The following is a 13,821-nucleotide window of genomic DNA, read 5'->3' on the forward strand; positions in this document are numbered from 1 at the left end:
GACGCTAACGCGCCGCGGCCGGGATGCGCCCCGCGGCCAGCAGCTCGTCGACGAGGCGCGCCAGCAGCGACCGTGCGAGCACGACCGGCACCCCCGTTACCTCGCCGACTACCCGCCGCATCGGCTCGTCCATCCCGACGCACGTCATCCACACCATCGAGACCTTCGCCGCCTTCAGCTCTTCCGCGGCCCTCCGGACGTCCTCGAGACGGCGCGTGCCGGTGTAGGGCGATGCCGCCGTGACGACCGCGTCGATACCGCACTCGGCGAACTGGCGGCGGGCGCCGTCAATCTGTCCGGACGATGGCTTGATCACACCGAGGCGCCGTCCGGAACCGAGCGCCGTGATCAGAGCGGGAAACACGCGCCCGGGATTGACGACCAGCACGTCGGAGCGAATGCCACTCCAGTCTGCCCCGCACAGGATGACCACGAACTCGGCGCCGCCGGCCCGGACCCCGTCTACGCACCGCTGCACGCTCGGGAAGATCTTGGCGTGGGACAGCAGCCGCTCCGTGCCATCCAGGAGCCGCGCGGCGATCCCGGGCTCGCCCGGTTCCGGCCCGAACGCACGAATCTCCGCCTCGGCCAGGCCGTCGAGCACACCGGCCTGCAGAATCTCCGCCGGATGCGAGAAGAGTTCCGACATCGCCGGCACCAGGTCGTCGCGAGGCGCCTGGCCGACCGTCACCATGCCGATCCGTGCCATGGGATCCTCCTAGGTGGGGCGTCCGCTATCACTGTAGCAGCAGGCGCTGCGCGTTGTCGCGCAGCACTTTCGGCCGCACCGCGTCTTTCACCGCGAGCGTCGCAAAGTCGGACATCCAGCGCTCCGGCGTGAGAAACGGCCAGTCCGAGCCGAAGAGGCACTTGTTCTGGAGCGGGCCGTTCATCTGCTCGACGAGCTCCGCGGGGAAATACTTGGGCGACCAGCCGGACAGATCGATGAAGACATTGGCTTTGTGGCGCGCCATCGCCAGCTGCTCCGCCTGCCACGGCCAGCCGGGGTGCGCGAGGATGATCTGGAGAGACGGAAAATCCGCGGCCACGTCGTCCACCAGCATCGGGTTCACGTACTTGAGCTTGTAGCCCCCGCCGCCCGGCTCGCCCGCGCCGCTGCCCATCGTCCCGGAGTGAAAGAGACAGACGAGGCCCATCTCCGCGGCGGCCGCCCACAGCGGAGAGAACCGCTCGTCGTTCGGTGCGAATTTCTGCAGACCGGGATGCAGTTTCAGCCCACGCAGGCCCAGCGTTTCGCGGGCCCGCCGCGCTTCGTCGACGGCGGACGCCCCCTTCCACGGATCGACGCCGGCAAAGCCGACAAAGACGTCGGGGTGGGCGCGCACCGCGGCGGCGATGTGGTCGTTCGGGACGGGCGGCTTCCCCGACGCGGTCGACGTGTCCATCCCGAGCAGCACGGCCATCATCTTGCGCGACCGGTACTGATCCGCGAGTTCGTCCATCGAGACCGTCGGGATCTCGCGGCTGAAATACTTGGCCATCGACGCGAGTTCGTCGCCGAAGACGCCGCGCGCCTCCGCGCTCATCGGATGGACGTGGACGTCGATCGCCAGCAGGTCGGTTGGGATCATGGGCGTCCTCGCGGCCGTGGTGAGGAATGGTGACAAATGGTTCGGGGCGCCGCGGCCGGAGCCTTTCCTTGGTGAAGATTAGGATTAGACTGATATCGGCGGCGTCTCCGAGGAGGCAAACCATGAGGGCCTTGCTGGACAAGCTCCACCTCAGCGACGTGAACCCCGGTGCGTGCACCGGCCCGGACGGCTGGCTCAACGACCCCCGCGGCAAGGCGCTCGTCTCGTACAACCCGGCCACCGGCGAACCGATCGCCCAGGTGATCCAGGCCACCGCGGCAACCTACGACGCGGTCGTGCAGTCCGCGGGCGAAACCTTCCGCACCTGGCGCGCGACGCCCGCCCCGGTGCGGGGACAGATCGTCCGCGACCTCGGCAACGCGCTGCGCGAGGCCAAGGAACCGCTCGGCGAATTGGTGTCGCTCGAGACGGGCAAGATCAAGGTCGAAGGCATGGGCGAGGTCCAGGAGATGATCGATATCTGCGACTTCGCCGCCGGGCTGTCGCGACAGCTCTACGGGGTGACCACCCAGTCGGAACGCGCCGGGCACCGGATGTACGAGCAGTGGCACCCGCTCGGCGTCGTCGGCATCATCACCGCCTTCAACTTCCCGTGCGCGGTGTGGTCGTGGAACTCGGCGATCGCCGCGGCGTGCGGCGACACCATGGTCTGGAAGCCCGCCTCAGCCGTTCCCCTGACCGCCCTCGCGGTCCAGCAGATCACGAACCGGGTCTCCGCCGACCACGGCGTGCGCGGGGTGTTCAACGTCGTCGTCGGCAGCGGCGAAGACGTCGGCGAGCGCATGCTCAACGACGCCCGCCTCCCCCTGATCTCGTTTACCGGCTCGGTGAAGATGGGCCGGCACGCCGCGGAGACCGTGGCCGGGCGCCTCGGACGCACGATCCTGGAACTGGGCGGCAACAACGGCATCATTGTGACCGAGGACGCCGATCTCGACCTGGCGGTGCGGGCCATCGTCTTCGGCGCGGTCGGCACCGCGGGCCAGCGGTGCACGTCCACCCGCCGCATCATCATGCAGCGCGGCATCGCCCCCGCCCTCACGCGCCGGCTGATCAAGGCGTACGAACAGGTGACGATCGGCAATCCGCTCGAGGATGGGATCCTGATGGGGCCGCTGGTGAACGAAGCGGCCGTCGACGCCATGATGGCGGCCCTCGACACGGTCAAGGCCCAGGGCGGGGACGTGCTGTTCGGCGGCACTCGCCTGCCGGAGAAGGGCCGCTGCTTCGCCGCCCCCACGCTCGTGCGGATGCCGCGGCAGACGCCCATCGTACTCGAAGAGACGTTCGCGCCGATTCTCTACCTCATCGAGTACGAGACGCTCGACGAGGCGATCGCCCTGCACAACGAGGTGCCGCAGGGACTGTCGAGCGCGATCTTCTCCACGAACCTCCTGACGGTCGAGCGGTTCCTCTCGACCGTGGGCTCGGACTGCGGGATGGCCAACGTCAACGTGGGGACCAGCGGGGCGGAGATCGGCCTCGGGTTCGGCGGCGAGAAGGAGACGGGCGGCGGCCGCGAGGCGGGGTCGGACGCCTGGAAAGGCTACATGCGGCGGCAGTCCAACGTGATCAACTGGTCGCGGGAGCTGCCGCTGGCGCAAGGCATCAAGTTCGGGGAGTAAGGCCCTCCTCCGTCCATTCCTTGTTCGGGAAGTTCTTGAACCCGACGTAGTAGTCGAACGTGTCGACGGCAAACTCGACCACCGCCGGCGTGCCGGCGCGATTGGCGTCCAGCGCCCGCCGCAGCGCCGGCGTGATCTCCTCGGGCCGCTCGACGTGCTCGGCGGCGCAGCCGTGCGCCCGCGCGAGCGCCGGGATGTCGGGCGCCGCGGTGAAGTCCGTGGCGATGTAGCGCCGTCCGTGCAGCTCCTGGTGCCACTTCGGCCAGCCGAGGCTGCGCGTGTTGAGCACGATCCACGTCACCGGCGCCTTGTACTGCACCGCGGTCGAGAGCTCTTGGGGCATCATGAACAGCGCCCCGTCGCCGGCGACGCAGACGACCTTCTTCCCGGGCCGCGCCAGCTTGGCGCCGATCGCGCCGGTGATGCCGGCGCCCATGCACGTCTGCTCGCCCATCGCCACGTGGTCGCCGGCGTCGAGCACCCGGTAGTAGGGGTGGAAGTAGCTCCACAAGTCCTGGCCGCCGTTCTCGTTGATGAGGATCGTATCGCGCCCGAAGACCGCGTTCAGCTCGTGCACGATGCGCTTCGACTTGAGCGGGATCGAGCTCGCCGCCGCGCACTCCGCGTCGACCTCGCGCGCGAAGGCGTCTTTGTCGCGCACGCGCTCGTCGGCGTGCGCCTTACGGCTCCGGCGCGCCCCGGGAGACTCCGCCAGCGCCCCGCGCAGCTGCCGGAGGACCACCGACGCGTCGCCGATCACCGCCGCGTCGGGCACCCAGTTGCGGCCGATCTCGAACGGGTCGATGTCGATCTGCAGAAAACGGGCGCGGTCGGGGAAGATCTTCCAATCGCCGGACTGGAAGCCTTCCATGCGGGACCCGACGGTGATCAACAGATCCGCGCCGTTGAACACGTCCCTGCCGGGACGGGTCCGGTAGAGTCCGACGAGGCCGAACGCGAGCGGATGTTCCTCGGAAATCGAGCCGCGGCCTGAGAACGTGGTCATCACCGGGAGATGCTCCTGCTCCGCCAGCGCCAGGAGGCCGGCGCCCGCGGCCGAGAGCACGACCCCGCCGCCCGCCACGAGCACCGGACGCTCCGCGGCGGCGATCATCTCGGCCGCCCGCGTCAAGGCCTCCGGGTCCGCGGCGCAGCGAAGCGGCCTGGGCGACGGCCGGTAGGGTTCCATCTCGACCGACGCGGTGCCGACGTCGGACGGGATCTCCACGAACACCGGCCCGGGCTTGCCGGTGCCCGCCACCGAGAACGCGCGCCGCATCGTCCACGGAATCCGGTCCGCACGCTCGACCCGCACGTTCCACTTGGTGATCGGCCGGGCGATGCCGACCGCGTCGTTCTCTTGAAACGCCCCCATGCCGGTCAACCGGCTCGGGGCGCCGGTCGCGATGAAGATGACCGGGGCGCACGCCGAGTAGGCCTCGAGCATCCCGGAGACGAGATTGGTCATGCCGGGCCCGGGGCTGCCGTGCGCGACCGTGACGCGGTTCGTCAGGCGTGCCTCGGCCATCGCCATGAACGCGCCGGAGCCTTCGTGCCGAACCAGAATCGGCGCGATCTCAGGCGCGTCGTAGAGCGCGTCGTACAGGTGGGTGGGATCGCCGGGCAGTCCGTACACGCGCCGGACGCCCTCCGACCGAAGCGCTTCCACGACGGCCTGCCACCCGGTCATCTTTGGCATGTCCGGTCCCTCCCGCCGGCGGACCCGGCCGCCGATTCTACCTGTCCTGCGTCTCCAGCGTCTCCGCGAATTGAACGAGCACGCCGTGCCCGCTCTTCGGGTGAACGAAGAGCTCCCGCCACGCCGGGTTGTCGTAGTTTTCGCCCACCACGCGGTATCCGGCGGCGCGCAGCTTCGCCGCCCACGCGCGCAGCCCCGTGACCTTGAACGTGATGTGGTGCAGACCCTCGCCGTGGTCGCGCAGGAACCGCAGGAGAAAACTGTCGTCCCCCTTCGGCTCCAGCAGCTCGACAACGCCGCCCGGCAGCACATACTGCTGGAACGTGAACCTGTTCCCGGCTCCGCTCTCGCCGGGAGTGGCGCCGAGAAGATCCTGTAAGAACGGCTCCGCGTCCAGGATGCGGCGAACCGCTATGGCCACGTGATCGAAAACCACCATTACGGGCACCTCGCGATCGGGACGGATGCGACGAAGATCGTCGGCGCTTTCCGGAGACGGCTCACAGGGTAAGGGGCGTGCCGCGGCCGAGCGTTCTCGCGCGTTCGTAGACGGCGGCGGCCATCGCGATGTCGCACGCGGCGATGCCCAGATTGAGCACCAGGATCCGCTCGCGCTCGCTCGCGCGGCCCGCCGCGCGCCCGAGCAGCACCTCGCCGATCTCCGCGGCGAACGAGGGCACGCCCGACGGAAACCGGCCGATCACCTCGGGCGTGCCGAAGGCGCGGCGGTCGTCGACCAGGACCCGGTCGACCGCATACAGGATGCCGGTCTCCTTGCCGCCGTTGTCGAGCACGACCGTCGTCACGCCGGGCTTGAGCCACGCAATCTCGAGCAGCGGGGTGGTCGTGTTGGTGGTCACGGTCACGACGACGTCGGCCTCCCGCACCGCCTCTTCGCGGTTCGCCGTCGGGACGAGCGCCGGCACGACGCGCGGCGCCATCACGGCGCAGAGCCGCTCCGCGGCCGGCGTCTCGCGGCCGACGACCCAAATCCTGGCAAGCGACGGCAGCACGCGCGGCAGCACCTCGAGGTGGGCCCGCGCCTCCACGCCCGCCCCCACCACGGCCGCGACCGCCGTCCCGGACCTCGCGCAGGCTTCGAGCGAGACTCCGGTCATCGCGGACGTGCGCGCGGCGGTCACCACGGTCCCGTCCATCACGGCGATCGGCATCCCGGTCGGCGGGTCGTTGAGCACAATCAACGCCGGGATCGTCGGAAGACCGAGGGCCTTGTTCTTCGGATAGTCGCCGAGCCACTTGATCCCGAGACCGCGATTCTCGGGAAGGAGCGCCGGCATCGCGTGCGCGTGGCGCGCGCCCGGCGGGTGGACGCCGAACTTGGGCGGCATCTCGACCAGACCTTGCGCGTGCCAGACGAGCGCTTCCTTGATGCAGGCGAGGCGCTCCTCGACCGCAGGCAACGCCGCCGTCACATCGTCGCGGGATAGCCAAAGGACCGGGGCGGCACGACCGCCGGCCCCGTCAGCCATCACACGTCAACCGTTACGCCTCATCCATCGCGACGGAGCAGGCGCGCGAGGTCGGCGACGTCGGCGACCTCTTCGAACCTGCCGACCATCTCACCGATCTCGCCGCGGCGCCGCGCGCTGATCACGTCCTCGGTGAGGCGCGCGAACTTGCGGTGCACCTCGTCGCGCGGCAGCGGCCGCTCGGGCGCGCCCTTAGGGTGGGATACGTCGCGGCTGTAGCGGCCGCGGGATGTCTCGACCTCGACGATCGAACGATACAGATCAGGATACGTCCGGTCGAGCTCTTTGTCGCCGACCACGTCGACCCGCTCGGACAGCGCCCGAATCCCCGGGTCCGTCCGGCGGTCGTGCAGGATATCTTCGAAATCGACGACCCCCTTGTGCGCGGCGAGCGCCAGCACGTACTGCGCGCAGTGGGATCGCAGCGGGTTTCCGTCGATCACGTGGTAGCCGCCGGCGGGATAGCGCAGCGTGATGTGGCGGATGTCCGCGGCGCGCACGCCCTCCGTCTGTTGTATGTCGAGCAGCCCATCGAGACCCGGATGGATGAACGCGCAGCAGGCGTACTGCTTGATCGCGATCTCCATCACCTTGAACGTCGTGCCCAGCCCGTCGAAGAGCGCCGCCTCGTCCCACCGGCCGGTGAACGCGTGCCCGAGCGGATACTTGCCTTCGAAAATCGCCGGCGGGCCCCCGAACCCGCACGAGGCGAGGTGCGCGGCGGACACCCCGTGGTGGGACGCCAGGCCCATGTTGAACGGACGGGAGTGTTCGGTGTCGTCGCTCACCCAGGCGAGGAGCCCCGAGGTCTCCGTGCCGGCGAGCCCGAACGCGTGGCGCAGCGGCGGCCCTTCGAGGCCGTACAGGCGCGCCGCGGCGGCCAGCGACCCGAACGTTCCGGCGACGCAGGTCGGGTGGAACCCGCGCGCGTACAGCGCCGCGCCGCCGAGCGCGTAGCTGACCCGGCAGGCGCTCTCGATCCCGACGACGATCGCCGCCAGCACGTCCTTGCCCGAGCGGTGCATGCGCTCGCCCACGGCGAGCGCCGCCGGTCCGACGACCGCGATCGCGTGCATGATCGCGCCGGCGTGGTGGCTCTCGATGTCGCAGTAGTAGCCGAACGTGCCGTTGACGAGCGCCGCGGTGGCGCAGTTGGTGCGGAGATCGGTGCCGAAGACCTGGGCCTCCGGCGTCCCCCCCGTCTCCTGCACGAAGCGCCGCAGCACCGCGCCGATGTCGTAGCGCGGGGACGTCGCGGACAGGAGCGCGCCGAGGCCGTCGTAGAGGATCTCCTTGGTGCGGTCCACGACGTCCGCCGGGATGCGCTCGTACGGGAACGTCTCGACGAACCGGGCGAAGCGGTCGGTCATGCCGGCGGCTGCGCTCATCGCGCGTGGACCTGTAAGAGGGCCGCGATCTCGCCGACGTCCGCGACGCGGTCGAGACGGTACACCAGCTCCATCAGGCGCGTCGCGTTGCTCCGGGAGATGCGGGTCGTCGCGAGATCCATGAACTTCTGCTCCAGCTCGGCCTTCGTCATCGGGTTCTGGCGGCGGCCCTTGGCCTCGTCCACGCGCGCCGTGAGCGTCCGCCCGTCCCGCGTCGTGACCTCGACGACCGCGGGCGCGTGCGCCGGCCACGCGTCCATGGCGGCGTCGCCCACGAGGCGCACCCGTTTGGACAGCGACTTGATCCGGGGATCGGCACGGCGGTCCTCCAGAATGTCGGCCGATTCGATCTTCCCGCGGACGGCCGCCACCGCCATGATGTACTGCGCGCAGTGGGACTTCAACGGATTGTCGTCGATCACGGGCGCGCGGTCCGCCTTGACCCGGTGGACGACCGCGGCGACGTCGTCCGCGGTGATCCGGTGCTCGTCGAGGATCGCAAGCAGCGCGTCCACGCCCGTATGGATGTCCCCGCAGCAGGGATGCCGCTTGTACCCGTAGTGCTGGGTGATCCACAGCGTCTCGCCGAGCCCCTCGGTCAGCCGGTCGAGATGCATCTCGCCCGCGTACGCGTCGTAGATGCTGTACTTGCCGCCGTCGAGGATCGCCGGCGGCCCGCCGAATCCCATCTGCGCGAGCAGCGCCGCGGTGACCCCGCCGCGCGCCGCCATCCCGATGACCAGCGGACGCGAGTTCTCGGTCGGATCGTCCACCCAGGTCATCAGGCCCGAGGCGTTGCTGCCGGCGATGCCGAGGGCGTTCGCGAACTTCGGCCGGTCGAGGCGCAAGAGATGCCCCGCGACGGCCGCGGCGCCGAAGTAGCCGAAGACCGCGGAGGGATGGAACGAATGCGGGTACGAGTGCGCGGTCCGGCACGCTTCACCCGCGCGGCTCGCGATCTCGTAGCCCACCGCGAGCGCCGCGAGGAACGCCTTGCCGTCCGACCGCTCGCGCTCCCCGACGGCGAGCGCCACCGGGACGAGGACGGCCGGCACGTGCTGCCTCGAGACGCTCGCCCCCTCGATGTCGGCGGCGTAGCCCATGGTCCCGTTCGCGAGCGCCGCGCTTTCGCACGACGTCTTGAAGTCGCGGCCGATCACCGTGCACTCGGGCATGCCGCCGGCGCGCCGCCCGAGCTCGCCGGTGAGCCACGACGCGGTGTACTGCGGCGCCGATCCCAGCAGCAGCGCCCCGAGCGTATCGAGCACGACCGTCTTCGCCTCCGCGACCGCGGCGGCGGGAAGATCGGCGAACGTGAACTGCGTGGCGTATGCGGTCAGCACCGCGGTGGGCCCGTGCTGCGGATCCTGCGTCGGCATCTGCCGGCTCCTCTCAGTGTTCGTTCAGCGCCCGGCCGCCAGGCACCGCGCCAGCGCGGCGCAGTCGTCCAGCGAGTCGAGTCCGGCGACGAGCGTCTCGATCTCGTCGAGCCGCCCGTCCGGCACGACCCCGCGCGACAGCGTGCGGAACTTCGCCTTCAGATCGGCGGCGCTGAGCGCGTTTTCCGGATCGCCCGTCGGATAGTAGACCGTTTCCGTGAACTCGCGGCCGTCGTTCGTCCGGACCGTCGTGATCCCGGACCACTGCTCGGGGAACCGCTGCTCCAGCTCGTCGCTGCCGCTGACCCGGACGCGCGCGGACAGCGCGGCGATGCGCGGATCCTCCAGGCGGCGGCCGTCGAGCTGGTCGACCGCCACCCGCCCGTCGTACGCCGCGACGGCGAGTACGTACTGCGCATTATGCGACGGCAGCTCGTTGTTGTCGATGATGTCCGCCATCGACGTCGCGACCCGCGTGTGGACCTCGGCGATGTCGTCCGCGGCCACGCCGTGCTCGCGCATGATCGTGAACAGGCCGTCGAGGGGCGCGTGAATCTGCCGGCACGCCGCGTATTTCTTCAGGCTCGTGCGCATGAGCTCGAACCGCTCCCCGAGCCCGTCGGTCAGTACGGCGGCCTGATCGTCCTCGAGACCGCTGAAGGCGCGGAACAGGTTGTGCTTGCCTTCGAGGATGTGCGGCGGCCCGGTGAATCCCAGGTGGGCAAGTTGGGCCGCCGTCACTCCGTTCCGAGAGGCGATCCCGATCTGGAACGCCTTGCTGAGCTGCGACGCTTCGGTCACCCAGGCGAGCAGGCCCGACGCCTGGCACCCCGCCAGCCCGAACGCGTCCACCATCGCCGCGGGCTGAAGGCGCAGCATGCGGCCGGCCGCGGCCGCGGCCCCGAAGTTGCCGTCGATCGACGACGGGTGAAACGACCGGGCGTACAGGCGGACGGGATCGAGCGCGATCCCCACCCGGCCCTCCACGTCGTAGGCGGCGACGAGTGATGCGATCAACTCGCGCCCGCCCGCGTGGTCCGCCTCGCCGATCGCGAGCGCGGCGGGCAGCACGACGTTGGCCACGTGGGCGTTGGCCGGATTGTAGTTGTCGTCCTGTTCGAGACAGTGCGACATCGTCGCGTTCGCAAACGCGGCCGCGACGGGCGAGACGCGCAGCGCCGAGCCGGCGACCGTGCACGGGCCGGACTCGCCGAGCCCTTCCGTGTAGCGCGTGACGAGCCGGCCGGCCGGGTACCGCGCGCCGCCGAGCAGGGTGCCGAGCGTGTCCAGGACCAGATCCTTCACCCGCGCCACGACGCCCGCCGGCAGGTCCTCGTAGCGGAGCCCGCCCGCGTATGCCGCGAGCCGTTCGGTCACGCCGGTCATCGGTGCCTCCCCCTTGTCTTCGTGCGCGTGCTTCGTGCGCGTGCTTAGATCGCGCCGGCCAGCTCGCCGATGAGGCGCGCCGTGAACTCGACGCCCGCGCAGTAGTCGTCGACTTTGATGCCCTCGTCGGGCGCGTGAAACTGCGACTCGGCCGAGCCCATGCCGGCGTTGATGAGCGGAATCCCGAGCGGGTCCGCGAGCTCGTGGTACGGCGCCCCGATCCAGGGCGCCACCGGGTAGATCGCCGGCGACGTCCGGTAGAAGTCCCGGCCGGTCCGGATGATCGCCGCGACCATCGGATGCTCGAGCGGCACCTTGCCCGGATACCGCTCGCTCAGCGGGCGCAGCGTGATGCCGGTGAACCCGTGGGCGTCGAGGTGCCGTCTTAAGATCCCCTCCATCTTGGCCGGATCCTGGTTGGGGACGAGCCCGAAGCGCACCACACCGACCGCGCGCCGCGGCATGCCCCTGCTGCCGTCGAAGGTGCGCCCCGCGCCGAGCCCTGAAACTTCGAGCGTCGGCTCGAACAAAAGACGCCGGATCGCGTCGCGGTCGCGCACGTCGAGCGTCAGTTTCGAGAGTCCGAGGCGCCGCTTGAGCCCCTCGTCGTCGAAGCGCAGGTCGTCCAGCAGTTTCACCTCCGCCTCCGACGGCCGGACGGCGTCGTCGTAGAACCCGGCGATCGTCACCCGCTCGTCGGGCCCTTTCATGCTCGTGAACGCCCACACGATCTCCCAGGCCGGATTCGGCACCACGGACGTCAGGCTGCTGTGAAAGGTCTGCCGCGCGCCGGTGCGCTCCATCTCGAAGAGGATGCGGCCCCGGCAGCCGAGGCTGATCGTCGGCCGGCCCAGATCGTCCCGGCCGCCGCCCTCGCCGAGCGCCCCGTCCGCGCGCAGCAGGTCACGGTTCGCCAGCACCAGCTCGCGCAGGTGCGGGCTGCCGAGCTCTTCCTCGCCGTCGATCACGAACTTGATCGTGAGCGGCGGGGTCCCGTGCACCGCCCGCCAGGCGTCGACGGCGCACAACCGCGCGGCCAGCTCGCCCTTGTTGTCGCTCGCGCCCCGCGCGACGAGGCGCCCGTCGACGATCTCCGCGGCGAACGGCGGCGACGTCCAGGCGTCGAGCGGCTCCGCCGGCACGACGTCGTAGTGGTTGTAGAGGAGCAGCGTTCTCGCCGACGCGCCGGGGATGGTGCCGACGATCAGGGGCGGCGCGCCCGCGGTCTCGCGCAGGACGACGTCCGCGCCGAGGCCGCGCAGCAGCCCGGTCAGGAACCCCACCGCCTCCGGCACGGCCTGGTTGGAGACGCTCGGGATGCGGCAGAAGGTCCGCAGCGTCTCCACGTAGCGGTCCCGGTGACCCTCGACGTACTCGTGCAGCGCGTTCGCCGTCACAGCCGCAGCCTCGGATCCAGCGCGTCGTGCAGCCCGTCCCCGAACAGGTTGACCGCGAGCACCGTCAGCGCGATCGCCACGCCGGGGAACGTGCTGATCCACCATGCGTTCTGGAGATAGTCGCGTCCCTGGGCCAAGATCAGACCCCACTCGGGGGTGGGGGGCTGCGCGCCCATGCCGAGGAAGCTCAGCGTCGCCGCGGTGAGAATGGCCACGCCGACGTTGAGCGTGCCGAGGATCAGCGCCGGCCCGTAGATGTTCGGCAGGATGTGCCGCACCGCCACCCGCGCCTCGCTGCACCCGCCGGCCCGCGCCGCCTCCACGTACACGTTCTCGCGCGCGGAGATGACGCAGCCGCGCACGAACCGCGTGAACCGGGGCACGCTCGCGATGCCCACCGCCAACACGACGTTCGACAGCGCCGAGCCGAGCGCCGCGGCGATGGCGAGCGCGAACAGGAGCGTCGGCACCGCCAGCATGACGTCGACGGCACGCATGATGACCGTGTCAATCCATCCGCCGCGGTAGCCGCTCAGCAGCCCGAACACCACCCCGGCCGTCAACGTCAAGGCACTCGCCGCGAGCCCCGCGACCAGCGAGATGCGCGACCCTGCCAGCACCCGGCTGAACACATCGCGGCCGATCTCATCCGTCCCCATCCAGTGCCGCGGCCCGGGCGGTGAGAAGATGTCTTCCGGCGACGGCCGCGTCGGCGGATACGGGCTCACGAGCGGCGAGAGGAGCGCCGCGCCCACCATCACGCCGAGCAGCACCGCCCCGAGCGCGGCCTTCCGGTTGCGCCAGAACCGCCGTGCGACCTCCGCGGTGCGGGACTCGGACGTCGCGGGCGGGCGCGGCGGCGCGGGCACCGGCTCGGGGATCGCGTGTGCCGCGAGGACCTCAGCCATAGGCCCCGGCGTCCCGGATCCGCGGATCGAGGTAGCAGTAGGAGACGTCGACCAGCATATTGGCGAGGACGTAGCCGCAGGCCGCGACCAGGAGCGTCGACTGCAGCGCGGGGTAATCGCGGTAGGTGATCGACTCCACGATCAGCCGGCCGAGCCCGGGACGCGCGAACACCGTCTCCACGACGACGGTCCCGGACAGCAGGTTGCCGAGCTCGACGCCGACGATCGTCACCACGGGGATGAGCGAGTTCCGCAGCGCGTGCTTCAAGACGACCGACCGGGGCGGCAGGCCCTTGGCCCGCGCCGTCACGACATACTCCTGATGCAGCGTCTGCACGAGGCTGGAGCGCGCGAGCCGGCTGATGACGCCGGTGCTATAGAGGCCGAGCGTGACCGCCGGCATCACGAGCTGCTGCCACCCCGATCCGGTCGTCACCGGCAGCCAGCCGAGCCAGAGCGAGAACACGAAGATCAGCATGAGCCCGAGCCAGAAGCTCGGAATGGACACCCCGGACAGCGCGGCGATCGTGCTCACATTGTCGACCCAGCCGTGCGGCCGCAGCGCGGCCAGCGTGCCGAGCGCGACCCCGAGGGCGACGGCGATGCCGAGCCCCACCAGCGCGAGCTCGAGCGTCGGCGGCAGAAACTGGCCGATCAGGCGGCTCACCGGCTCGCCGTAGCGGATGGAGCGGCCGAGGCGGCCGCGCGCGAGCGACCCGAGTTCGTCCGTGTACTGGCGCCAGAGCGGCCGGTCGAGGCCGTATTCGTGCCGCAGCGATTCCAATTGCGACTTCGACGCGCTGCCCTCGGAGATCAAGAGCGCCGGGTCGGACGGCAGCACGTGCAGCACGACGAACACGAGCGTGTAGACGCCGAGCAGCGCCGGCAGCGTCGTCAGCACGCGCCGGCCGATGAATTTCAACACGGCGGCGGTCT

The 13,821-nt window shown here is 70.5% G+C and carries 12 protein-coding genes; 1 reads left to right on the forward strand and 11 read right to left on the reverse strand.

The features are described 5' to 3' along the window. Window positions 1–4: 4 nt before the first annotated feature. Both VKT83_09585 and VKT83_09590 read right to left on the reverse strand, forming a co-directional pair. Window positions 5–709 carry an AroM family protein gene (locus tag VKT83_09585; protein HLY22702.1) on the reverse strand — a complete coding sequence of 235 codons (705 nt, stop codon included), beginning with the start codon at window positions 707–709 and terminating at the stop codon, window positions 5–7. Window positions 710–737: 28 nt separating this feature from the next. Continuing rightward, window positions 738–1,592 carry an amidohydrolase family protein gene (locus tag VKT83_09590; protein HLY22703.1) on the reverse strand — a complete coding sequence of 285 codons (855 nt, stop codon included), beginning with the start codon at window positions 1,590–1,592 and terminating at the stop codon, window positions 738–740. Window positions 1,593–1,714: 122 nt separating this feature from the next. Here VKT83_09590 and VKT83_09595 point away from each other — a divergent pair, with 122 nt between their 5' ends. Further along, window positions 1,715–3,238 carry an aldehyde dehydrogenase family protein gene (locus tag VKT83_09595; protein ID HLY22704.1) on the forward strand — a complete coding sequence of 508 codons (1,524 nt, stop codon included), beginning with the start codon at window positions 1,715–1,717 and terminating at the stop codon, window positions 3,236–3,238. Here VKT83_09595 and VKT83_09600 read toward each other — a convergent pair. The 9 genes from VKT83_09600 to VKT83_09640 form a co-directional block, all read right to left on the reverse strand. Further along, on the reverse strand, window positions 3,222–4,937 hold the full coding sequence (locus VKT83_09600; GenBank protein HLY22705.1) for a thiamine pyrophosphate-binding protein: 1,716 nt from the start codon (window positions 4,935–4,937) through the stop codon (window positions 3,222–3,224). The genes VKT83_09595 and VKT83_09600 overlap by 17 nt on opposite strands. Window positions 4,938–4,974: 37 nt before the next feature. Continuing rightward, on the reverse strand, window positions 4,975–5,376 hold the full coding sequence (locus VKT83_09605) for a VOC family protein (protein ID HLY22706.1): 402 nt from the start codon (window positions 5,374–5,376) through the stop codon (window positions 4,975–4,977). A 61-nt stretch (window positions 5,377–5,437) separates the two neighbouring features. After that, a complete protein-coding gene (locus VKT83_09610) occupies window positions 5,438–6,358 on the reverse strand; it encodes a hypothetical protein (GenBank protein HLY22707.1) in 921 nt (306 codons plus the stop codon). An 89-nt stretch (window positions 6,359–6,447) separates the two neighbouring features. Next, complete coding sequence (locus VKT83_09615; protein HLY22708.1) at window positions 6,448–7,815, reverse strand: MmgE/PrpD family protein; 1,368 nt, start codon at window positions 7,813–7,815, stop codon at window positions 6,448–6,450. After that, on the reverse strand, window positions 7,812–9,194 hold the full coding sequence (locus tag VKT83_09620; GenBank protein ID HLY22709.1) for an MmgE/PrpD family protein: 1,383 nt from the start codon (window positions 9,192–9,194) through the stop codon (window positions 7,812–7,814). The genes VKT83_09615 and VKT83_09620 overlap by 4 nt, the downstream gene beginning before the upstream one ends. Before the next feature lie 24 nt (window positions 9,195–9,218). Then, window positions 9,219–10,580: an MmgE/PrpD family protein gene (locus VKT83_09625; GenBank protein HLY22710.1), complete on the reverse strand. Its 1,362-nt coding sequence runs from the start codon at window positions 10,578–10,580 to the stop codon at window positions 9,219–9,221. Between the two features lie 44 nt (window positions 10,581–10,624). Further along, entirely contained in the window at window positions 10,625–11,977 is a 1,353-nt protein-coding gene (locus VKT83_09630) for a M20/M25/M40 family metallo-hydrolase (GenBank protein HLY22711.1), read from the reverse strand. After that, window positions 11,974–12,885: an ABC transporter permease gene (locus VKT83_09635; protein HLY22712.1), complete on the reverse strand. Its 912-nt coding sequence runs from the start codon at window positions 12,883–12,885 to the stop codon at window positions 11,974–11,976. The genes VKT83_09630 and VKT83_09635 overlap by 4 nt, the downstream gene beginning before the upstream one ends. Then, window positions 12,878–13,810 (reverse strand): ABC transporter permease, encoded by a 933-nt coding sequence (locus tag VKT83_09640; GenBank protein ID HLY22713.1) that lies wholly within the window; start codon window positions 13,808–13,810, stop codon window positions 12,878–12,880. The genes VKT83_09635 and VKT83_09640 overlap by 8 nt, the downstream gene beginning before the upstream one ends. Between the last annotated feature and the right edge of the window lie 11 nt (window positions 13,811–13,821).

This window comes from bacterium, from assembly GCA_035308905.1.
In the GTDB taxonomy this organism is placed as follows: Bacteria; Sysuimicrobiota; Sysuimicrobiia; order Sysuimicrobiales; family Segetimicrobiaceae; genus DASSJF01.

Bases quoted from the DNA above. Each gene is read 5' to 3' on its own strand.
- VKT83_09585 (HLY22702.1), bottom strand. From the start codon at position 709: ATGGCACGGATCGGCATGGTGACGGTCGGCCAGGCGCCTCGCGACGAC.
- VKT83_09590 (HLY22703.1), bottom strand. From the start codon at position 1,592: ATGATCCCAACCGACCTGCTGGCGATCGACGTCCACGTCCATCCGATG.
- VKT83_09595 (HLY22704.1), top strand. From the start codon at position 1,715: ATGAGGGCCTTGCTGGACAAGCTCCACCTCAGCGACGTGAACCCCGGT.
- VKT83_09600 (HLY22705.1), bottom strand. From the start codon at position 4,937: ATGCCAAAGATGACCGGGTGGCAGGCCGTCGTGGAAGCGCTTCGGTCG.
- VKT83_09605 (HLY22706.1), bottom strand. From the start codon at position 5,376: ATGGTGGTTTTCGATCACGTGGCCATAGCGGTTCGCCGCATCCTGGAC.
- VKT83_09615 (HLY22708.1), bottom strand. From the start codon at position 7,815: ATGAGCGCAGCCGCCGGCATGACCGACCGCTTCGCCCGGTTCGTCGAG.
- VKT83_09620 (HLY22709.1), bottom strand. From the start codon at position 9,194: ATGCCGACGCAGGATCCGCAGCACGGGCCCACCGCGGTGCTGACCGCA.
- VKT83_09625 (HLY22710.1), bottom strand. From the start codon at position 10,580: ATGACCGGCGTGACCGAACGGCTCGCGGCATACGCGGGCGGGCTCCGC.
- VKT83_09635 (HLY22712.1), bottom strand. From the start codon at position 12,885: ATGGCTGAGGTCCTCGCGGCACACGCGATCCCCGAGCCGGTGCCCGCG.